Below are 22,240 nucleotides of genomic sequence, written 5' to 3'. Positions count from 1 at the left end.
GAAATGAGTAAAGATAATAATTTTAAATCTACAAAATATATATTAGTGACAATAAGTATTTTATTTGTTTTGATAATGCTTGTACTGCCTTTAATTGTTGTTATTGTGTATGCATTAAAGAAAGGACTCAATTCTTATACAAATGCAGTACTTGATATATACACCATCAAAGCATTAAAACTAACTTTATTTACAAGCATAGCAGCTGTATTGGTGAATACAATATTCGGACTGTTTGCAGCATGGTGTATTACTAAATTCACCTTTAGAGGAAAACAGGTTCTTACTACATTAATAGATATTCCATTTGCAATGTCACCAGTTGTAGCAGGACTTCTTTTTACATTAACTTTTGGGAGAATGGGCTGGGCACATCCATTTCTTATGAGTGATAATATAAAAATAGTTTTTGCTGTCCCAGGAATAGTACTTGCAACAATATTTGTAACGTTTCCATTTGTGTCAAGAGAAATTATACCAGTACTTAATGCACAAGGTACTGATGAGGAAGAAGCAGCAGCACTTATGGGAGCAGGTGGATTTAGAATTTTTAGAAAAATAACTTTTCCATATATCAAATGGGCATTTTTATATGGAATCATCTTATGTTCAGCACGTGCAATGGGGGAATTTGGAGCAGTTTCTGTTATTTCAGGTCACTTAAGGGGAAAAACAAATACACTGCCACTGCATGTTGAAATATTATATAACGAATTTAAATTATCAGAAGCATTTGCTGTATCTTCTCTATTAGTAATAATGGCAATTATAATATTGATTCTAAAAAATATTGTTGAATATAAGTCGAAGAAAGTTGGTGGTGCAGATGTACGTTGAATTAAAAGATATAAATAAAACTTTTGAAGATTATAAAGCTTCAAATAATGTTAATTTTGGAATTGAGAAGGGTAAACTTATTGGGCTTTTAGGTCCAAGTGGAAGTGGAAAAACAACAATTCTTAGAATGATTGCAGGACTTGAGTCACCAGACTCAGGTGATATCTTTATAAATGGTATCAGAGTTAATGATTTAGCTGCCAGCAAAAGAGGAATTGGATTTGTATTTCAAAGTTATGCACTTTTTAGATATATGACTGTATTTGATAATATAGCGTTTGGTCTACAGGTGCAAAAAAAGAGTAAAAAAGAAATAAAGGAAAGAGTTACAGAAATGATAGAGCTAGTTGGATTAAAAGGAATGGAAAATAGATATCCAAATGCACTATCTGGAGGACAGAGGCAAAGAGTAGCCTTTGCAAGAGCTTTAGCACCAAATCCACAGCTTTTACTTCTTGATGAACCTTTTGCAGCAATTGATGCTAAGGTTAGAAAAGAACTTAGAAGCTGGCTTAAAGAAATGATTTCAAGAGTTGGTGTAACAAGTATTTTTGTTACACATGACCAAGATGAAGCAATTGAAGTTGCAGATGAAATAATAATCACAAATAAAGGAAGAATTGAACAGGTTGGAACACCTATTGAAATATATAAACATCCAGAAAATGCATTTGTTGCAGAATTTATAGGACAGTCTACATCTTTTGATAAACATTATGATTTAAAAGGATTTACAGATATTAAAAATTTAGAAAAAGCAGTTATAAGACCAGAGTTTATTGGAATAAAGAAACTGGGAAATTTAAATCAGTATATGAGTGCGGCAGAAGAAGGAATTATTGAAGAAATATCATTTCGTGGAAGCTATATAGAAGTTAAGGTTAATGTAAAGGGGCTGATTCTTACTGCAAATCGTTCTTTAGAGGAACCTGAAGTTAAGCTTAATGAAAAGGTAAATGTACTAATTTATAGATTATATGCATTTGAAAATGCTAAAGCTGTATTAATAGAAAATGCAGCAATGGAAGATAGAAATCCAGTATTTATTTAAAGTTTCAGCGTAGATTTAAATTTAGGGGGCGATTTTTTGAAAACTGAGGTAGATATAAAGCATCTTAAAACAGATGTATTAATCATTGGTGGTGGAACAGCTGGATGCTATGCTGCAATTACGCTTAGAGAAAATTCAGATCTTTCTGTTTTGATTGCTGAAAAAGCCAATATAAAACGTAGTGGATGTCTTGCGGCAGGTGTAAATGCAATCAATGCATATATTGTAAAAGGAAGAAAGCCAGAGGATTATGTTGAGTATGCTAAAAAGGATGCAGAAGGAATTGTACGAGAAGATCTGCTTCTTACAATGTCTCAAGGTCTAAATAAAGTAACAAAAAAATTAGAAGATTTAGGTCTTGTTATTTTAAAAGATGAAAATGGAGAATATGTTGCACGAGGCAATAGAAATATAAAAATTAATGGTGAAAATATAAAGCCTATATTGGCAGATGCTGTAAAGAAGTTAAATGGCGTTACAGCATACAATCATATGAATGTTATAGATTATGTTGTTAAAGATAATAAGATTTATGGAGCATTTGCAATAGATGTAAATAAAGACGTTTTATATTTTATAGAAGCTAAAAAGGTTATATGTGCAACGGGTGGAGCAGCAGGTCTTTATAAACCTAACAATCCAGGCTTTTCAAGGCATAAAATGTGGTATCCGCCTTTTAATACAGGTGCAGGGTATGCAATGGGAATAAGAGCCGGTGCTGAAATGACAACTTTTGAAATGCGTTTTATAGCATTAAGATGTAAAGACACAATAGCACCTACAGGAACAATTGCCCAAGGTGTTTTAGCAAAACAGATAAATTCTAAAGGTGAGGTTTATGAAAGTAAATATGGGATTACAACATCTGAAAGGCTATATGGAACAGTAAGAGAGAATATTGAAGGAAGAGGTCCATGTTATTTAAAAACACAAGGAATTAAAGAAGAATTAAATGATGAATTAAAAAAGGCATATCTTAATATGGCACCAAGCCAGACATTAAAATGGATAGAAAGTGGAAAGAATCCAAGTGAAGAAAATGTTGAAATTGAAGGAACAGAACCATACATAGTTGGAGGGCATACTGCAAGCGGATATTGGGTAGATACAAATAGAAAAACAACTATACATGGACTTTATGCAGCTGGAGATGTGGCAGGTGGATGTCCTCAAAAATATGTAACAGGAGCTCTTGTAGAAGGAGAAATTGCAGCATTATCTATAATTCATGATTTAGACGGTAAAAATAAAACAAACTTAGAAGTTAATAATTTAAAGATTAAAAATGAAGCTGAAATAAAAGATCATGAAAAAGAGCTGTTAATCAAAGAGAAGAAATATGAGATTGAAAGTATTTTAAATGAAGAAAATGAAAGCTTTACTGTTGAAGAATTAGAAGAAGCAATGCAGAAAATAATGGACAGTTATGCAGGTGGTATAGGCAGCAATTATCAATATAATGAAAGACAGCTTCATATGGCTGATGAAAAGATAAGAAATTTAATTTCATTAACTTCACATCTTGCTGCTAAAGATATGCATGAGCTTATGTTTATATATGAATTAAAAGAGAGGCTTACAGTATGTTTATCTGTAATTGCTCATTTAAAGGCAAGAAAAGAGACAAGATGGCACAGCTTTGCAGAGAATTTAGATTATCCAGAGAAAAGTGATGTATACCTTAAGTATGTAAATTCAAAAGCAGTTGATGGAAAGATACAAATTATTTTTCGAGAACTTGTAGGAGGAAAAGAAAAATATGAGCATAAAGATTGATAAAGATAAATGTATAGGATGCAGGCAGTGCTTAGAAGCATGCCCAGGGAATCTTATAAAAATGGATGATAATAAAAAGGCTTTTATTAAATATCCAAAAGACTGCTGGGGATGTACGTCTTGTGTTAAAGAATGCAAAAGTCAGGCTATTTCATTATATCTTGGTGCAGATATTGGGGGAAGAGGAAGCACACTTACTGTTAAAGAAGATGGTGAACTTGTACACTGGAAGGTAGAAAAACCAGATGGTGAAACATATGTTATAGATTTAAATCCAAAGGATTCAAATAAATATTAATGTAGTTCAAATCTTGATATAAGTGAAGTATTAAAAATAGAAAAAATTTAAATAAATATCAATTAAGTCAATTTAAATTTTTATATAAGTAAATATAGGAAATAGTCAAATAAATACTTAATTATAAATCTGCTATGGCAGTAGAAATGGAGGCTATATATGAGTGAATTATCTCATTTAGATGAGTTAGAAGCAGAAGCAATATATATTATAAGAGAAGTTGCAGCAGAGTGCGAAAAGCCAGTAATGCTGTATTCAATAGGAAAGGACAGTTCAGTAATGCTTCATTTGGCAATGAAGGCATTTTATCCTGAAAAACCACCATTCCCATTCTTGCATATAGACACTACATGGAAGTTTAAAGAAATGATTAAATTCAGAGATGAAACAGCAAAAAAGCTAGGTATAGAAATGCTTAAGTACACCAATGAAGAAGGTGTAAGACAAGGAATAAATCCATTTGATCACGGCTCAGCTTATACAGATATTATGAAAACACAGGCTTTAAAGCAAGCTTTAAGTAAATACGGATTTACTGCTGCCTTTGGTGGGGGCAGGCGTGATGAAGAAAAATCAAGAGCAAAGGAACGTATTTTTTCTTTTAGAAATGAAGCTCATGCATGGGACCCTAAAAATCAAAGGCCTGAAATGTGGAAATTATTTAACACGAAAATAAATAAGGGAGAAAGCATGAGAGTATTCCCTATTTCTAACTGGACAGAAAAAGATATATGGCAATATATAAAAAGAGAAAATATTGATATTGTACCATTATATTTTGCAAAAGAAAGACCAGTTGTGTATAGAGATGGAAATATAATTATGGTGGATGATGATAGATTAAAATTAAAGCCTGGTGAAGAAATTCAATATAAAAAAGTAAGGTTTAGAACTCTCGGATGCTATCCATTAACTGGCGGATGTGAATCAGAAGCCACAACACTTGATGAGATAATCGAAGAAACTTTAAGTGCAGTTTCATCAGAAAGAACAACAAGAGTTATTGATAATGAAGCAGCAGGAAGTATGGAAAGAAGAAAAAGGGAGGGATATTTCTAAGATGAAAGGATTACTTAAATTTATTACATGCGGAAGTGTAGATGATGGAAAATCAACTCTCATAGGACATATATTATATGATGCAAAACTTCTATATGCAGATCAGAGAAGGGCATTAGAACTTGACAGTAAGGTTGGAAGCAGAGAAGGAAAAATAGACTATTCACTTTTGCTTGATGGACTTATGGCTGAAAGAGAACAGGGAATAACTATTGATGTTGCATATCGTTATTTTACAACAGATAATAGAAGCTTCATTGTTGCAGATACACCAGGACATGAAGAGTATACAAGGAATATGGCAGTTGGAGCATCATTTGCTGATTTAGCTGTTATACTTGTTGATGCAGAGCAGGGAGTTTTAATTCAAACAAGACGTCATGCCAGAATTTGTTCTTTAATGGGAATCAAGCATTTTGTATTTGCAGTAAATAAAATGGACTTAATAAATTATGATGAAAATAAATTTTTAGAAATTGAGAAAGTTATTAATGATCTTTCAAAAGAACTTTCACTTAAAGATGTAAAAATAATTCCTTTATGTGCTACAGAAGGAGATAATATAACTACGAAATCAGAAAATATTTCATGGTATAATGGTGAACCTCTTTTAGCTTATCTTGAAAACGTAGATGTATCCGATGAGGATGAAGAAGGATTTTATATGCCAGTGCAAAGGGTATGCCGCCCAAACCATGAATTTAGAGGGTTTCAAGGACAGGTTGAAGCAGGAAGAATAGCAATCGGAGATGAAATAACAACACTTCCAAGTAATGAAAAAGCATATGTGAAGAGTATCAACATTGGTGATAAAGAAAGTAAAGATGCATATAAAGGTCAGCCTGTTACTATTACATTAAATAAAGAAGTAGATGTATCAAGGGGATGCGTTTTATTCAAAGATTCTGAGATTAACACAGAAAAGCATATTGAAGCTACTATTTTATGGATGGATGATAGTAAATTAAATAATGGACAAGAGTTTTTAGCTAAGATTGGAACAAAACTAATACCAGCAGTTGTATCAAAAATTGAATATGCAATTGATGTAAATAGTGGCGAGCATAAGGAAGCAAGTTCTTTAACAAAAAATGAAATTGCATACTGCAAGATTGTTTTGGCAGAAAACATAGTTGTAGATAATTTTAAATCTCATAAAACTCTAGGCGAACTTATTTTAATTGACAGGGTAAGTAATATGACTTCAGCATGTGGTGTAATAGAATGCTTAGAAGAAAACTTAAAGAATGATGTAGCATTTGTATATGAAAATCTAAGTGCAAGAGGAGATATATTTGAAGAATTCTATTATAACTTAGATAGTTTAAATGTATCAAAATATTATGATAAGCATCCAAAATACACAGTAGGCGATACAATTCCAACAAAGGGAGAAAGTTATAATTATCCAGATAATTTTGATATTTTAATCTTAAGAGATAATGTGGCTGTTAAAGTTAGAGATAAAAAAATAAGTGAAATTATTGTACTTGATAAGTATAGTTATGGCAGCTATCCAGTTATAAATGGAAGAGGTTTTGAAATTAAAGTTTATTCAGATGATGAACTTAAAGCATTTTTAAGTGAATATAATACTAATAAAGAGGATTCAGAAAGTGAAATATTTAATAAGTGGATGAATTTTGGAACTTACCGTCAGGTTGTATTTCATGATAATTACTGGGTGATTTAATTGATACTAATATGCATAAGTGAGAAATTTAATACTAACTAAAAATCCTATTTAGAATAAAAAGGTTACCTAAAGTAATAGCGGATGTAGAATTAGCAAGGAATATCGAGAGAACAATTATCTTAGGAAACTTTCAGTAATTTCAAAAGAATATGAATAAACAGTTATAGAATAATGACTTCTGTAGTTTTTACAGAAGTTATTATCTTTTTATATATAGAAAAGTTATTTTTGTAGAAGGCATGTTATGATCAGTTTATATACATCTTTGAAAAGAAGTAAATATACTAGGGTACATAGCTATTTCGTTTGCAGATATAGATTTTTTTATGGTGAGAAAATCTTTCATGAATTACATTACAATAATATTTGTACTGATGATTAAATAATAAAAAAATTTTCAAAGAGTGGATAACTTGATACTTGTATATATGTTATAATATTCCAAAGTATAAGCTGTAATTTGATAAAGAGATATTTTGAAAATAGTTGAGGTGAGACGATGAGACTTTTTCATTACTATGAAAAAGAAATAGGACCATTTATGAATCTTTCAGACTTAAAAATTGAAGATGCTAAAAATATTATGAATATTATTTATAATAATAAAGCCATTTTTGCATCTAATAGAGACGAAATATATTTAGAAAGAAGATTTGAGTATGAAGATATTGTCAAAAAGATATTTATAAGCAAGGGTGGTAGAGTTAATAGAAGAAGACCACATTATATGACATTAGAAGACTGCCCATGGTTGTTATCTTGGTATAAAGATGGAACATCAATTAGTATTGAGATAAAAGATATTGATACTAATTATATTTCATTTACATATGGGGATATGTTTCCTGTTTTTGGATCAAGAGGAGATGATAGTAAAGAGTATCGAAAACAAGTATATACATATGAAGAAATTTTAAAGATTATTGATAAGTACGGACTTCCTCAGAGTTGGAATCCTTTAGGAGAACAAGGACCTATAAGATATATTGAAGCACAGATATGGGATGATGCTATAATTAAGACTATAAAAATAAGAAATGGATTTTAAGTAATATTGTAACTGAAATAAAGCAATAAATTACTAGACTTGTGCAGTAAATAGGAAAAATTTAAGCTACTAGTCCTAATTTGGCAATAGTAGACTGTAAATCAATCCCGTTATCTGCACATTCATGTGCAAAAGAAACTATTTTTACCAAATAGTTGTTTCGGAAGTGTAATATTACATCTCCAATATTTTTAAATTTATATAATTTTTCACATTTGACTCTGAAAATCTCAAGAAAAGTATACGTTAAAAATATCATGCTCCAATATCTATGTATTGATTTTAAAGATTGAATTTGAAATTCATCAAAACCAAGAGCTGTTTTATGATATCTATAACTTACTTCAATATCCCAACGCTTTTCGTAATATGAAATTATGGTTTTATTATCGAGTGAAACATCCGTACTTATAATGAATGCTGGATTATCAGATAAATCGTTTTTAGTCCAGCTTATAAGTACAACTACATTCTCAATATCATTAAGTTTTCCTTCATATCTATAAACATAGTACTTGTTATTACTAGCGGTAACTAAGCTAGTCTCATTAGTCCTAATGTATGAAGAAAACTTTTTGACATTTGTTTTAATGCCAGCCGGATATATTACTCTGTTAGATTTTATTCTCCCTATAGTGTGACAACCATTTATTAAACCGTGAAGCAAAATTTTTGCTGAAGTATACCATGAATCAACTAGTAAATAATTGTTTTTAGTTACAGGAGTGAATTCATTAATCAGTTCCATCGCAAGTTCATTTTTATCTAGAAATTTTTTAGATAGTTTTTTACTCGATTCCTTTCGGTGATATTGTCTAAAATCTAAAGGTATAGAATAATCATTAATCTTATAATGCGATGTAACTAAGCAGTGTGACCATTTAGGTTTATTGCCATCAGCATGTGAATTGTGAAAATCTAAGCCTTCAATTTTTTTAGTTGAAGTATTTTTCTTAGTTAAGGTATCATCAATGATTAGGAATCCAACATCACTATCTTCACAAGTGTTGGAAATTTCAGATATTGCATGAAATATGCGTTCTTGCGTAACATATTCATGATTCCATGAATATGAACTTAGGAACCTTGAACCAGTACTTCGATCTCTATTGCATGTAATTTTATTATGAACAGATGAAATAGTTTTGCTTCCTTCTGTTACAATAATTCCAGATACTATATTTACCATATGATTCTTTATCGCAGAAGAATATGGCAGATTTAACTCTGAAATATAGTTGATAATTGTTTCATTTTGGTTTAATATTGTTGTCAGCATATAAATCTCCTTAGATTTGGTTTCGCAACAATAAATCTAGCATGTTTGAGGTTTACATGCTACTTTTTTATTTAAAATTATACTGGTAAAATATCAATAAAAATCCGATGGTAAATTTTCTTAAATTAATGCACAAGTCAAGTAAATTACAATTTGAAAAGGTAATAAATAGATATTTTGATTTAATTAAATTTAGAAAATCAGTAATGAAGTACATTAAAATAATCATATATATACAAAAGAAAATGAAAATATTTGACAATAGTTTGATGTCAAACTATAATGATCTTATGAGAGTAGAAGATATAATATCATTAATTTCAAGAATAAGAGATCACGCAAATACATTTATTACAGATGAAATGAATAAATGTGGTTTGAAGGGCTTTGCACCTTCTCATGGAGACATTATTTTTGCACTTTTATATAATGAAAAATTAACTATGAAGGAGATTGCAGAGAAGATTGAAAAAGATAAATCAACAGTAACAGCATTAGTAAATAAACTAATAAAGGAAGGCTATGTTGAGAAAACAAAAGATACTTTAGACAATCGTGTTATATATGTAAGTCTCAGTGAAAAAGGTAAGGCATTAAAACCAATGTTTGAATCAATATCTGAAGATTTAATATCTACAGTATACAAAGGAATTTCAGAAAAGGAGAAGTCGGATTTATTAAAAACATTATTAAAAATAAAAAATAATTTTTAATTTTTTTAAAGAAATAGTTTGATAACAAACTATTTTGATAAGATAGTTGCAAATCGCTTATTTATTAAATAAGATGATATCTATCAATTATAAATTAAAAGCTTATTGATAATATTATAGCCAATAGAATTAGTATTGACCATATATCAAAGATAAATAAAAAAGGAGAATAAAAAATGTATTTGAAAATAAGAGATTTAGATCTAAATTATGAGATTAAAGGAAATGGAAAGCCTATAGTTATTCTTCATGGATATACAGTTGACCATAGATTAATGTCAGGATGTATTGAACCAATATTAGGTGAAAGTAATGAATATAAAAGAATATATATTGATCTGCCTGGTATGGGAAAAACAAAGAGTAAAGATTGGATTGTGAATTCTGATGTGATGCTGGACATTGTTATTGAAGTAATTGATAAAATTATTCCAGATGAGAATTTCTTACTTGCGGGTGAATCTTATGGGGGATATTTATCTTTAGGACTAATATATAAAATGAAAGAAAGAGTAGATGGATTATTTTTATTATGCCCAGCAACTAAAGGTCATGATTTAAGACATAAACATATTGTTTTAAAGAAAGATGATGAATTATTATCAAAACTTGACAAAGAAGAAGCAGAAATGTTTCGATCTATACAAGTAGTTCAAACAGAAGAAACTTGGACAAGATATAACAATGAAATTTTATCTGGTATAAAATTAGCTGATAATGATTTTTTGAATAAGCTTAATAAATGTGGGAAAAAATTATCTTTCGAAAAGGATATGTTTGATCAAAAGTTTAACAAACCTACATTATTTTTACTAGGTCGTCAGGATTCAAGCGTTGGATATAAGGGGACATGGAGTATTCTAGATAATTATCCAAGGGCAACTTTTGCCGTGCTAGATATGGCAGGACATAATTTACAGATAGAACAGCCAGAAGTGTTTAATGCACTATTTAGTGAGTGGATTAAAAGAGTTAGCTATGAATAATAATATATAATATAGATATTATTAAAAGAAAAATTAATGGAATGAAATTAACTATGTAATGCATTTACAAAATAATATTAAAATGCTATAATCTAAAAAGAATTTTGTATAAATTTAAAAGAGTGAATATAAATAGGGAATGAAAGTCTCCCGTGACATAAATGTCTAAACCGCTATATGCTGATGACTTCTGTAATTGCTACGGATAGTTATCAGTTTTTTTATGTAAAATTGGAGGTAATACATAATGAAGGAGTTTATTAAATGTTACAAGCAAATGATTATTGTTAGTTTGGCAGCCGTTATTATTGGCGTTATAGTTGGAGCAATAGATGCAGGTTTTGGAAAGATTTTAATTTATTTAGGGGAGTCTAGGAGCGAGCATTTTATGAAGCTTATTTTCTTCCTTCCCCTTGCAGGAATGCTTTTAATCTTGATATATAGAAAAGTTAGTAAGAAAGCAATGAAGGGGATGAACTTAGTATTTAATGTTGGCCATGGTGAAGAAGACAGTATTCCATTAACACTTGTACCACTTTCAATAATAGGAACATGGATGACCCATTTGTTTGGAGGAAGTGCTGGAAGAGAGGGAGTAGCTGTACAAATTGGAGCCACTGTTTCTCATTATATTGGAAGTAGAATTAAAATAGAAAATGCTTCGAGAGTATTTTTAGTAACAGGAATGGCAGCAGGTTTTGCCGGATTGTTTGGGACACCAATTGCAGCATGTTTTTTTTCTTTGGAAGTTTTGATTGCAGGTGCACTTGATTATACAGCTCTCCTTCCAATTATTATTGCAGCTTTTTCATCCAGCTTTACAGCACATTTATTGAACTTAGAAAAGTTTACTTTCAAACTGGAAACAAAAATAAATATAGATGCTATGTTTATTTTAAAACTAGTAATTATAGCAGTTATCTTTAGCTTTGTTGGAAGAATATTTTCTGTATTTCTAAAATATGCAAAAGAAAAGTTAGGCAATAAATTTGAAGATCCTATTAAAAAAATATTTGTAGTTGGAATAATATTAAGCATTTTATTTATTATTTGTGGAAGAGGAAGATATTCAGGTTTAGGGACTAATTTAATAAATGCAAGCTTTAATGGAGAACATATTTATGAATTTGACTGGCTTTTAAAAATTATACTTACAGTTATAACATTAGCAGCTGGATATCAGGGAGGAGAGGTTACTCCGCTATTTTCTATTGGATGCAGCCTTGGTGTAGTGTTAGCTAATATATTAAATATGCCAGTGGAATTTATTGCAGCTCTTGGCTATACTGCAGTATTCGGAAGTGCTACAAATACACTTTTAGCACCTATATTTATAGGAGCTGAAGTTTTTGGATATGAGTATATGCCATACTTTTTTGTAGTTTGTTCTATTTCATATATTTTCAATGGAAATAAATCAATATATGGACTACAAAAAAATATCATAAAAGCGCCTAATAAAGATTAGTTGGATTTTATAAGGTAGATATGAAAAAATATATAAAATTATATTTTAATATATGCAAGCAGCTTCTTTAAAGTAGAATTTAAATACAAAAATTTATTATGTAATTGAAAGAAAAACTGTAAAATAATATAATTAGTTTAAAGTTAAAACTTTTAATAAGACATACAAAATTTCATTTTAATATAAAAAGTTAGATTTTAATGTGACAAATAAAGTGATTTAAGAGGAGATATAAAAATTGGATATCCAAGTGATTTATTATCAACAAGAGCTGTAGTTAAGCCGGGGGTATATGCAGTAATACCAAAAGATGGTTTGGTAAATAACGTTATACCAAATATTAAGGAGTGTATAGTGAGCATAGTTGCATCACCTAAAATGGGAGCAAGCTTTGTTCAATATATAGTTGATGCCAATGTAAATGGAGGAACAACTATACCATTTGCTAAAGAAGATAAAATAGAAAGTTTTATATATTGTTTAAATGGAACATTAGATATAAAAATTGGAGAAGAAAAATATACGTTAATTGATGGAGGATATGCCTTTTCACCAGCTGGACTTGGAATATCATTTAAAAATGTAGGAAATGATAATGCAAAGTTTCTTCTATATAAGCAAATATATATTCCACTTGAAGGCATTGAAGCAGAAGTCTGTGTTGGAAATGTTAATGATATTGAATATAAAATTTATGATGAAATGGAAAATGTATATATAAAAGATTTACTTCCAACACATCTTGGCTATGATATGAATATGCATATACTTGCATTTGAACCAGGTGGATGTCATCCAATAGTTGAAACTCATGTACAAGAACATGGCGCTTATGTTTTAAGTGGTGAAGGTATGTATTTATTAGATGATAAGTGGATGGGAATAAAGAAAGAAGATTTCATATGGTTTGGCCCGTATGTTGCACAATGTGCTTATGGAGTTGGAAGAGAATTATTTTCTTATATATATTCAAAAGATTGCAATAGAGATGTAATTTTATAAATTTAATGAAGAAATAGAAAATTATTTAAATGAAAATAATTACTTAGAAGAAAAGGACTATTATATAATTCATAAGCCCGTTGTTGCAGGAAATCCAGCAAAGGTAGTTAGAGAAGATATTGCATGGGATAGAGAAATAACAGATAGTGATTAAATTGATAAATAAATTTATTGGAATTTGACTTCTTACTATATATGATTAATTAATAAATCTAGGAACACCAAGCTATTCTGGTGTTCCTTTTTCAGACACTTTATTTAGGAATTTCATAGCTAGTTCTTCACGTAAACCAGGAAGATTTGTAGTTCCTTTTTCTTTGGATATTCTGTAAAATTCGCATTTATAATTTATGCGATTTAAAGCATTTTGTAATAGAGTAATCTGTTTTTCGGTCTTTGCCTTTTGGTGCATAAACAGTTCATATCGTTTATCAATTGTGGAATCCCCTTCTTCGCACCATTCAAAAAAATTTTTAATATCCTTAAGTGGCATGCCTGTATTTTTTAAACATTCTATCATTTTTAAGCATTCAACATCTGTATCATCAAAGATACGTATATTTCCAGAAGTTCTGTTAACTAGAGGAAGAAGTCCCTCCTTGTCATAGTAGCGCAGAGTTGATATTGATATATTAAGCATTTCTGAAATTTCTCCAATGGAATAAGCCATAAAACACCTCCAAAAAAATTTTTAAAAAAGTATTGACCTAAAGTTAGGTTTAGGTATTAGTATAGAGTTATCATAATACATGAAAGCAGTATATGCAAGTTCAAAGTGTATTTGATCAAATAAGAGTATACAAAAAGATGAATTTGATAAGATGGCAAAGAACGCAAGAGAAACAATGGGGGGGTATTTATGTGTGATCCATGCCCATTATCACATGAAGATTGCGTGAAAATCTATGAAAAAGCATATAGATAAAAGAAATAAAATAATATAGATAAAAGAGGAGAAGAGAATAATGGATAGAAAAGAATTAGAAAAAGTATCAGATTTTTTACTTGGTGAAGAAAATACAGCATATGCAGAATATTTCATCGGTAAAAGTTATTTAAGCTCTTTAAATGATAAAGAAGTTGGAATATGCAATGTAACATTTGAACCAGGATGTAGAAATAATTGGCATATTCATCATGGTAGTGGTCAAATATTAATTTGTGTTGGTGGCCATGGATGGTATCAAGAAATGGGAAAAAAGCCACAACTTTTAAAAAGCGGAGATGTAGTATATATAGCACCAGAAATTAAACATTGGCATGGTGCAGTAGCAGATGAAGCTTTTGCACATTTAGCATTATCTGTTCCTAAAGAAGGTGCTTCCAATGAATGGTGTGAACCGGTAACAAATGAAGAATATGCAAAACTAAGATAATATTACAATGTCATAAGTATGAAAAATATTATTTATAGAGTGGAGGAATATATATGAAAAAGCAGACAGCAGGAAGAGATGCTCTTGGAACATTTGCACCCAAATTTGCAGAACTTAATGATGATGTTCTTTTTGGGGAAGTATGGTCAAGAGAGGATAAGTTATCACTTAGAGATCGAAGCGTGATTACAGTTACAGCATTAATGACAAAAGGTATTTTTGATAATTCTTTAAAATACCATATAATTAATGCAAAGAATAATGGAGTAACAGCCGAAGAAATGTATGAAATAATTACTCATCTGGCATTTTATGTGGGATGGCCAAATGCATGGGCAGCGTTTAGTTTGGCAAAAGAAGTTTACTCTGAAAATAACTGATTTACGATTTTAATAACCATCTGATCGGGTAATATGGTCAGATGGTATATTGATATATGGAAGAAATATAAATTAATGAATTTAAAAAAATAATAAAGATGAAAAGGAATTGACGTTATGAAATTAATAGAAAAAGGAACTTTTGAAGGAGAACGTTCACTATTTAAATCTTTTAATACAGAAATAAAGGACAGTGTATTTTTAGAAGGCGAATCTCCAATTAAAGAGAGTGAAAATATAAGAATATATAATTGTAAATTTTGGGGTAAGTATCCAATGTGGCATAATAAAGATGTAGAAGTTTATGACAGCTATTTTACAGAAGATAGTCGTGCAGCCATTTGGTATACAAGTGATATAATAATGAATAACTGCAAAGTTGATGCACCTAAGATTTTTAGAGATGCTCAAAATATTACAATTAATAAAACTATTATGAATACAGAGGAAACACTATGGGACTGTAAAAATGTTAAGATTAATGATTCTAAATTTAAAGGTAATTATTTATTATTACATAGTTCTAATGTTGAAGTTAATAATTTTAAATTAGATGGAAATTACTCATTTCAACACGTGAAAAAAGGTGTTTTTAGAGAGTGTGTAATCAACTCAAAAGATACTTTTTGGAATACAGAAGATATTACAGTATATGATTCTGTTTTGAATGGAGAATATTTAGGATGGTATTCTAAAAATCTAAGACTTATTAACTGCAAAATAAGTGGAACACAGCCATTGTGTTATGCAGAAAATTTAATATTAGAAAATTGTGAAATGGTTGATACAGATTTAAGCTTTGAATATTCAACAGTTCAAGCTGAAGTCATAAACACAGTTGAAAGTATTAAGAATCCATTTAGCGGGACCATAAAAGTAGAAGATGTTAAAGATATTATATTGGATGATCCCAATTTGGATTTTGAAAATATACAAATTATAAGAAAAGCAGTATGATATTATAATAATTTATAAGGAGGTAATCAATTTGAAGTATGATTTTAATACTATTATTAATAGAAGAAATACAAATAGTGTTAAGTGGGACACCTCACAGGAAAAAGATATTATACCAATGTGGATAGCTGATATGGATTTTAAAACAGCTGATCCAATTATCAATGCTTTAGAAAAAAGAGTGCAGCATGGAATCTTTGGATATACTAATATTCCAGATGACTATTATGAAGCTGAGGTTAGATGGTGGAATAGGAAACATAATTTTGAAATAAAAAAGGAATGGATTGAAGCTAGTACAGGTGTAATTCCATCACTTTCAGCAGTTGTACAAGCATTTACAGAACCAGGGGATAAAGTTCTAATTCATTCACCGGTCTATAATTATTTTAATACGTCCATAACGAATAATAGATGTACCATAGTATTAAATGAACTAAAGTACAATGGTGAGTTTTACGAAATTGATTTTGAGGACTTTGAAAAGAAGGCTTCAGATGAAAGAGTTAAAATTTTTATTTTATGCAATCCTCATAATCCTGGAGGAAGAGTATGGAGTAAAGATGAACTTCAACGATTAGGTGAAATATGTTTAAAACATAATGTTTTAGTATTAGTTGATGAAATTCATAGGGATTTGGTTTATAAAGAAAATAAACATATTCCATTTGCATCAATTAATGAAAAATTTTTAATGAATTCCATCACTTGTACGGCACCTAGTAAAACATTTAATATTGCTGGACTAAAAATATCAAATATTATAGTAGCTAATGAGGAGTATAGAAAAAAAGTAAATAGATCACTAAATATAAATGAGGCAATAGAGCCTAATATTTTTGGAATTGAGGCATTAATTGCTGCTTATAATGAAGGAGAAGAATGGTTAGAACAATTATTGGATTATTTAAAAGGAAATCTAGATTATTTACTTTCGTTTATTAATGAAAGGCTTCCAAAATTAAAGGTTGTGGTACCTCAGGCTACGTATTTAATATGGATTGATTGTAAAAGTCTTGGTATGAGTTCAAAAGAGATCAGTAAAAAAATACTTGAACAAGGTGACCTAAGAATCAATGATGGACAAACATATGGTGAAGCAGGAGAAGGATTTATTAGAATAAACATAGCATGTTCTAGATCATTACTTAGAGAAGGATTAGAAAGGTTAGAAAAAGTTTTGAAATGAAAAAATTATGAGATAGATTCTTATATTAGTTAGAGGTATTTTTATGTTTTCAAACAAGGCACTTAGAAAATTGATTATTCCAATATTTTTGGATCAAATCCTGATTATAGTTGTTGGAATAGTTTCCACTATGATGTTATCTTATACTGGTGAAGCGGCAGTTTCAGGTGTTTCTCTGGTGGATATGATAAATATGTTAATAATTTATTTGCTGGCTGCACTTACTACAGGAGGAGCTGTAGTTGTTTCACAATATATTGGAAACAAAGATAGAGATAATGCGTGTAATGCTGCCAGTCAGTTAATTGGAATATCATCACTTATTTCTGTTGGAATTGTAATTTTTGTAGCTGTTTTTCATAAACCAATGCTAAGTATTCTATTTGGGAATATTGAAGCTGATGTTATGACATCTGCTATAACTTATTTTGTTATTTCTGGATTGTCATATCCGTTTTTATCTATTTATGATTGCGGTGCTGCTTTATTCCGTTCCATGGGAAATTCCAGCACGCCAATGATTGTTTCTATTATTATGAATCTAATTAATTTGGTTGGAAATGCAATTGGAATCTTTGTATTACATGCAGGTGTCGCAGGTGTTGCAACTGCATCAATCATTGCTCGTGCAGTTGCAGCAGCCATTATGCTGTATATGTGTTTCAATAAGAAAAATGAAGTATTCATTTCTTTCTCTAAGATTTTTTCTTGGAACGGTGAAATGATTCGAAGAATCCTAAATATAGCCATTCCCAATGGCATAGAAAACGGAATTTTTCAACTGGGGAAGGTTCTTTTAATTAGTATTGTTTCAATGTTTGGTACAGCTCAGATTGCTGCAAACGGAATTACAAACAGCTTAGTTATGATTGCAATTACGTGTGCAAATGCAATAAACTTAGCTATAGTTACTGTAGTAGGTCAATGTGTTGGTGCAGGTGACTATTTACAGGCTACTAATTATACAAAGAAACTTATGAAGAGTGCTTATATTGGAACTATATTAAGCAGTTTAGGCCAGATTCTGCTTCTTAAGTGGATTTTAAATTTTTATTCTTTACCTATAGAAGTCCGTCATCTGACTTATATACTTGTTATGATTCATAATTGTTGTGCAATCTTTCTGTGGCCAGCTTCATTTACTCTTGCCAATGCGCTGCGTGCGGCAGGGGATGTACGATTTACTATGGTTATATCAATAAGTTCATTGTTTATATTCAGAATATCCTTTGCTTATATTCTAGGTGTTATTTTTCAAATGGGAGTTATTGGCGTATGGATTGCTATGGGGATTGACTGGATGTTTCGTGCCATTATATACATTATCAGGTTTAAGCGTGGTACGTGGAAGAACTTTCAGGTAATTTGATTGAATTTTAAAAGATTAATTTATTAAGTTTATACCAGAGAAAATTTTATTTATGGAAGAAATATATTTACAACATAAAATAGTTGCTTTTAAGTAATTATAGTACAAAGGTAGCGTATTATTTTAAAACAGTAGAAGAAAATCTTATCTGCCTAATTTAGGAAGATAAGATTTTCTTAGTATGCTTATTATGGGAATACATTATTTTTCAGATAATTCCGCCTAACTTCGTGGGGCCTTATTGTACCCCAAAATTTGTGAAAGATTAAATTCTTTGAAAAAGAATTAACTAATGCAAATAGAAAATTAATGTTATATTATTTATAATATACGTAAAAAGTTTCATAAAATTCTGTTATGAAGTAGTTGAAAATAAGACGTGGAAAATATATTCCTATATTAAATAGGAGATATGAACTATATCTTTATCTACTATAAGCTTTGCATCTACTTCATAGACATTTTTTATAAGCTGTGGTGTAAGAATTTCTTTTGGAGTGCCATACTGAACTATTTTTCCGTCTTTTAAAACATATATTTTATCACAATACATAGTAGCAATATTTAAATCATGAATGGCAGCAATCACTTCTATATTTAAGCTTTTAACTATTCTCATAAGCTGCAACTGATATTTTATATCTAAATGATTTGTAGGTTCATCTAATATTAAGCATTTAGGCTGCTGGGCTAAAGCTCTTGCAAGTATTACTCTTTGCTGCTCTCCACCAGATAAGCTCTGAAAGTTTCTATCTTTAAAGTTCATCATATCAACTTTTTTTAAAGCATCATTTACGATATCATAATCTTCTTTATTATCTCTTTCCATAAATTTTTTATGAGGTGAGCGTCCCATGAGAACTATCTCTTTAACAGTAAAATCAAAGTTATAGTTATTATGCTGTGACAGCACAGCTAATTTTTTTGAACTTTCTTTTACAGATATATTTTTTATATCAGCATAATCAAATTTTACTATGCCATTACTTGGCTTTAATACTCTATATATACATTTTAAAAGAGTAGATTTTCCACTTCCATTAGGCCCTATTATGCCTACAACTTCTTTATTATCAACTTCTATATTTATGTCTTTTAATATATTGTTGTCCTCTAAAACTACATTAACATTTTCTGTTTTTATATTCATTATTTATTACCACCAAAACCATAATTCTTTTTAATCATAAGCCATACAAATAATGGTGCTCCGATTATTGATATAACTATTCCAATAGGAATTTCAGTTCCTTTTATTATTACTCTTGAAAACACATCTGCCCATATTAAGATTATAGATCCTAAAAGAGCTGCTATTGGTATTATCTTTCTATGATCAGTTCCCAAAATTATTCTTACTAGATGTGGAACAATAAGCCCCACAAATCCTATCATACCAGAAGCATAAACCAATATGCCAATCATAAGAGAGGTTATTACTAGATATATGATTCTATAGCTATGTAAATCTGTGCCTAAAGTAATTGATACCTCATCACCTAATAACATTAAATTTAATGTTCTATATTGAGTTATAAAAAATATTGTTCCTAAAATAATAATTGGAAGTATGATGATTATTTCATCCCATTTTGCTCCAGCAAGGCTACCCATTAACCAAAAAGTTATAGTCTTTAATTTTTGTGAATCATCAGATATATATACTAAAAAGCTTGAAAAGGAGCTGCATACTGAACTTAGTGCCATACCTGCCAAAAGAAGTTTTATAGAATTACTTCGTCCTCCAATATTTGATATCACTAAAACTAAAATAGATATTGTAAAGGCGCCAATAAAGCCCATAAATCCAATTGAGTTACTTCCAAAGATACTCCCAAATCCAAGAATTACTGAAAGGGTGGCACCAAGAGATGCTCCTGATGATACACCTAGTATATAAGGATCAGCAAGAGGATTTTTTACTATCGCTTGCATAACTATTCCAGCTACAGACAGTCCAGCGCCTACAGAAATAGCAAGCACTATTCTTGGCATTCTTATAAGCCAGACCACATCAGAAATAGGACCAGTTCCACTATATGAAGAACCAATACCAAACAATTTATATAATATAACTTCATAAACTTCTTTCATACTTATATCAACAGATCCTATGGTAACAGAAAGACATATTGATAAAAAAAGTATGATTAAAAGTAGAATAGAAGTTCCTAAATATATAGGAACATCTTTGAAAAGTTTTTTATTCATTTCCATATAATCCATTAGCAAAAGTGTTTATACCATCTATGGTTCTTATACCGCTGGAATACATATCACCTAATGGTATTGCATAAACTCTTTTATTTTTTACTGCTGAAAGACTTGAAAAAGCAGGGTTATTAAGTATTTTGTTTACTTCATCTATAGGAACATTTTCATCTCCTCTGTCCATATAAGAAACAAAAATACAATCAGGATTTAAATTTATTAAGTCTTCAGCACCTATATTTCCGCCTTCAGGATTTAAAAGTTCTGCCTTTAATTTTGTTACCATATCTCCAGCTAAAGTTTTAGCTCCATAAGTATAGATATCATCATCAAAATATTCTATTACCATAGCTGTTTGTTTTTCTTTATTTGCAACTTTTGAAGTAACTTCTTCAACTTTTGAAGTAATATTATCTACTAAAGCCTTAGCCTTATCTTCAACATTGAAGATTTTACCTATATTTAATATGTCTGTAATTTCATTTTGAATGGTTCTTTCTTCAGATATTCCACTATTTAATGAGATATAAGTGTTTGTTCCATTGTTAATCCAGTAGTCAACATCACCTAATCTTTTGTCATCAAATAAAGAATACCATCCTAATATAAAATCAGGTTTTTCCATTACTATAGTTTCTTTATCAGGAGTAAATTCTGCTAAATAACTTACTTTACTGAAACTATCCTTATATTCATCTTTTACGTCATGGTCAAGACCTGCAGCAGCAACCATTTTATCTTCAAGTCCTAATGCAAGCATTGTTTCAATAGAATTTTGATAAATAGCTACGACTTTTTCAGGTGCCTTATTAAAAGTTATTTCAATAGGCTCCTTTGCATAGTTATATGTTGTTATAGTTACAGGATAGTGTGAATCAGTATTTAGCTCAGATTGTGAGATTGAAGAATTGTTTTGTATGTTTTTATTGTTTAGACCACAAGAAACAAGACCTAATAAAATGATCATGCTTAATAGAATTGTTATTAATTTTTTTTGTTTTTTCATGTTGTCTCCTTTTATCATTTGATATTTATTTGTTTCAATATAAAGATAGAAGGATACTCTTAGTCATCATTTGATATTTAATTTTTATTAATATCACTCTTTTACCGAAGAGTATCGATATTATAATAATGGCAAGTCTCCTGACTTATAGATCAGTACACTGATTCTCCTTCTCAAACATGGTTATGTTCAATGGTGTATTTTGAATCAGCATTCCCTAATTACAGTAGCGGCACTGTGTAGGAATTTCACCTAACTTCCTTTTTAATAAAAATATCAATTTTTGTTTGATAATTTTAACCAATATTATTTTTATATCAATATATTAAATAACTAGTTAAGTATATATAAAAATATTATTTGTGTCTATAAAAACATAGCTCTTTTATAAAAAAGGATTAGATAAAGTAATAAATTAAGATTTGGTTGCAGATGAGCTCACAGATACAAAGAAGATGAATCTACGTATGTATTATATAGATAATAAATACTGTAGTTAACATTTTAAAATCATAAAAAGAAACATATCTATAAAGATA

At 29.8% G+C, this 22,240-nt stretch carries 21 protein-coding genes and 2 riboswitches; of the genes, 16 read left to right on the top strand and 5 right to left on the bottom strand.

Translation table 11 applies throughout. The annotated features are described in order from the left end of the window. The first annotated feature begins 3 nt into the window (after positions 1 to 3). From cysW to CNEONATNEC86_RS14305, 7 genes are all read left to right on the top strand, one after another. Complete coding sequence (gene cysW, locus CNEONATNEC86_RS14335; protein WP_159136291.1) at positions 4 to 837, top strand: sulfate ABC transporter permease subunit CysW; 834 nt, start codon at positions 4 to 6, stop codon at positions 835 to 837. Continuing rightward, positions 827 to 1,888, top strand: coding sequence for an ABC transporter ATP-binding protein (locus CNEONATNEC86_RS14330; protein WP_058295865.1), 1,062 nt, complete (start codon positions 827 to 829; stop codon positions 1,886 to 1,888). The genes cysW and CNEONATNEC86_RS14330 overlap by 11 nt, the downstream gene beginning before the upstream one ends. A gap of 36 nt (positions 1,889 to 1,924) precedes the next feature. After that, positions 1,925 to 3,664, top strand: a complete 1,740-nt coding sequence (locus CNEONATNEC86_RS14325; protein ID WP_058295864.1) for an adenylyl-sulfate reductase subunit alpha — start codon at positions 1,925 to 1,927, stop codon at positions 3,662 to 3,664. Continuing rightward, positions 3,648 to 3,962, top strand: coding sequence for a 4Fe-4S dicluster domain-containing protein (locus tag CNEONATNEC86_RS14320; RefSeq protein ID WP_058295863.1), 315 nt, complete (start codon positions 3,648 to 3,650; stop codon positions 3,960 to 3,962). The genes CNEONATNEC86_RS14325 and CNEONATNEC86_RS14320 overlap by 17 nt, the downstream gene beginning before the upstream one ends. A gap of 159 nt (positions 3,963 to 4,121) precedes the next feature. Further along, positions 4,122 to 5,021, top strand: a complete 900-nt coding sequence (gene cysD, locus CNEONATNEC86_RS14315) for a sulfate adenylyltransferase subunit CysD (protein ID WP_058295862.1) — start codon at positions 4,122 to 4,124, stop codon at positions 5,019 to 5,021. Position 5,022: 1 nt separating this feature from the next. Next, on the top strand, positions 5,023 to 6,714 hold the full coding sequence (locus tag CNEONATNEC86_RS14310) for a sulfate adenylyltransferase subunit 1 (RefSeq protein ID WP_159136290.1): 1,692 nt from the start codon (positions 5,023 to 5,025) through the stop codon (positions 6,712 to 6,714). Positions 6,715 to 7,216: 502 nt separating this feature from the next. After that, positions 7,217 to 7,765, top strand: a complete 549-nt coding sequence (locus CNEONATNEC86_RS14305) for a hypothetical protein (RefSeq protein ID WP_159136289.1) — start codon at positions 7,217 to 7,219, stop codon at positions 7,763 to 7,765. 61 nt (positions 7,766 to 7,826) lie between these two features. Here CNEONATNEC86_RS14305 and CNEONATNEC86_RS14300 read toward each other — a convergent pair whose 3' ends face one another. Beyond that, positions 7,827 to 9,044 carry an IS701 family transposase gene (locus tag CNEONATNEC86_RS14300; RefSeq protein WP_058294124.1) on the bottom strand — a complete coding sequence of 406 codons (1,218 nt, stop codon included), beginning with the start codon at positions 9,042 to 9,044 and terminating at the stop codon, positions 7,827 to 7,829. A gap of 206 nt (positions 9,045 to 9,250) precedes the next feature. Here CNEONATNEC86_RS14300 and CNEONATNEC86_RS14295 point away from each other — a divergent pair, with 206 nt between their 5' ends. The 4 genes from CNEONATNEC86_RS14295 to allE all read left to right on the top strand — a co-directional run bounded on the left by CNEONATNEC86_RS14295 (position 9,251) and on the right by allE (position 13,213). Then, the gene (locus CNEONATNEC86_RS14295; protein WP_230132053.1) at positions 9,251 to 9,757 is read left to right on the top strand and encodes a MarR family winged helix-turn-helix transcriptional regulator; all 507 of its coding nucleotides are present in this window, start codon (positions 9,251 to 9,253) and stop codon (positions 9,755 to 9,757) included. 176 nt (positions 9,758 to 9,933) lie between these two features. Continuing rightward, positions 9,934 to 10,743, top strand: a complete 810-nt coding sequence (locus tag CNEONATNEC86_RS14290) for an alpha/beta fold hydrolase (protein ID WP_159136288.1) — start codon at positions 9,934 to 9,936, stop codon at positions 10,741 to 10,743. Between the two features lie 126 nt (positions 10,744 to 10,869). After that, positions 10,870 to 10,943: riboswitch (Fluoride riboswitch) on the top strand. A 47-nt stretch (positions 10,944 to 10,990) separates the two neighbouring features. Further along, positions 10,991 to 12,211 carry a chloride channel protein gene (locus CNEONATNEC86_RS14285; RefSeq protein WP_159136287.1) on the top strand — a complete coding sequence of 407 codons (1,221 nt, stop codon included), beginning with the start codon at positions 10,991 to 10,993 and terminating at the stop codon, positions 12,209 to 12,211. Positions 12,212 to 12,448: 237 nt separating this feature from the next. Next, positions 12,449 to 13,213, top strand: coding sequence for a (S)-ureidoglycine aminohydrolase (allE, locus tag CNEONATNEC86_RS14280; protein ID WP_125148703.1), 765 nt, complete (start codon positions 12,449 to 12,451; stop codon positions 13,211 to 13,213). A 226-nt stretch (positions 13,214 to 13,439) separates the two neighbouring features. Here the strand turns inward: allE and CNEONATNEC86_RS14275 are convergent, their stop codons facing one another. After that, positions 13,440 to 13,883 carry a MerR family transcriptional regulator gene (locus tag CNEONATNEC86_RS14275; protein WP_159136286.1) on the bottom strand — a complete coding sequence of 148 codons (444 nt, stop codon included), beginning with the start codon at positions 13,881 to 13,883 and terminating at the stop codon, positions 13,440 to 13,442. A gap of 295 nt (positions 13,884 to 14,178) precedes the next feature. On the opposite strand from CNEONATNEC86_RS14275, the gene CNEONATNEC86_RS14270 reads away from it, so the two are divergent. From CNEONATNEC86_RS14270 to CNEONATNEC86_RS14250, 5 genes are all read left to right on the top strand, one after another. Continuing rightward, on the top strand, positions 14,179 to 14,589 hold the full coding sequence (locus CNEONATNEC86_RS14270) for a cupin domain-containing protein (RefSeq protein ID WP_159136285.1): 411 nt from the start codon (positions 14,179 to 14,181) through the stop codon (positions 14,587 to 14,589). Between the two features lie 53 nt (positions 14,590 to 14,642). Then, entirely contained in the window at positions 14,643 to 14,969 is a 327-nt protein-coding gene (locus CNEONATNEC86_RS14265; RefSeq protein WP_159136284.1) for a carboxymuconolactone decarboxylase family protein, read from the top strand. 117 nt (positions 14,970 to 15,086) lie between these two features. After that, positions 15,087 to 15,926 carry a DUF3737 family protein gene (locus CNEONATNEC86_RS14260; RefSeq protein ID WP_159136283.1) on the top strand — a complete coding sequence of 280 codons (840 nt, stop codon included), beginning with the start codon at positions 15,087 to 15,089 and terminating at the stop codon, positions 15,924 to 15,926. A gap of 31 nt (positions 15,927 to 15,957) precedes the next feature. Continuing rightward, positions 15,958 to 17,115, top strand: coding sequence for a MalY/PatB family protein (locus tag CNEONATNEC86_RS14255; protein ID WP_159116563.1), 1,158 nt, complete (start codon positions 15,958 to 15,960; stop codon positions 17,113 to 17,115). Positions 17,116 to 17,158: 43 nt separating this feature from the next. After that, on the top strand, positions 17,159 to 18,484 hold the full coding sequence (locus CNEONATNEC86_RS14250) for an MATE family efflux transporter (RefSeq protein WP_159116562.1): 1,326 nt from the start codon (positions 17,159 to 17,161) through the stop codon (positions 18,482 to 18,484). Between the two features lie 394 nt (positions 18,485 to 18,878). Here CNEONATNEC86_RS14250 and CNEONATNEC86_RS14245 read toward each other — a convergent pair whose 3' ends face one another. Genes CNEONATNEC86_RS14245 through CNEONATNEC86_RS14235 form a run of 3 tightly spaced genes read right to left on the bottom strand, consistent with a single transcriptional unit; the run spans position 18,879 to position 21,701 of the window. Then, entirely contained in the window at positions 18,879 to 19,634 is a 756-nt protein-coding gene (locus tag CNEONATNEC86_RS14245; RefSeq protein ID WP_159136282.1) for an ABC transporter ATP-binding protein, read from the bottom strand. Beyond that, positions 19,634 to 20,701, bottom strand: a complete 1,068-nt coding sequence (locus CNEONATNEC86_RS14240; RefSeq protein ID WP_200848534.1) for a FecCD family ABC transporter permease — start codon at positions 20,699 to 20,701, stop codon at positions 19,634 to 19,636. Before CNEONATNEC86_RS14240 ends, CNEONATNEC86_RS14245 begins: the two co-directional genes overlap by 1 nt. Then, positions 20,688 to 21,701 carry an ABC transporter substrate-binding protein gene (locus CNEONATNEC86_RS14235; protein ID WP_159136281.1) on the bottom strand — a complete coding sequence of 338 codons (1,014 nt, stop codon included), beginning with the start codon at positions 21,699 to 21,701 and terminating at the stop codon, positions 20,688 to 20,690. The genes CNEONATNEC86_RS14240 and CNEONATNEC86_RS14235 overlap by 14 nt, the downstream gene beginning before the upstream one ends. 113 nt (positions 21,702 to 21,814) lie before the next feature. Then, positions 21,815 to 22,021: riboswitch (cobalamin riboswitch) on the bottom strand. Positions 22,022 to 22,240 lie beyond the last annotated feature (219 nt).

The organism is Clostridium neonatale (genome assembly GCF_900465025.1).
In the GTDB taxonomy this organism is placed as follows: Bacteria; Bacillota; Clostridia; order Clostridiales; family Clostridiaceae; genus Clostridium; species Clostridium neonatale.
Note: the sequence above shows the minus strand (reverse complement) of the source record. Positions and strands in the feature narration are given on the sequence as shown.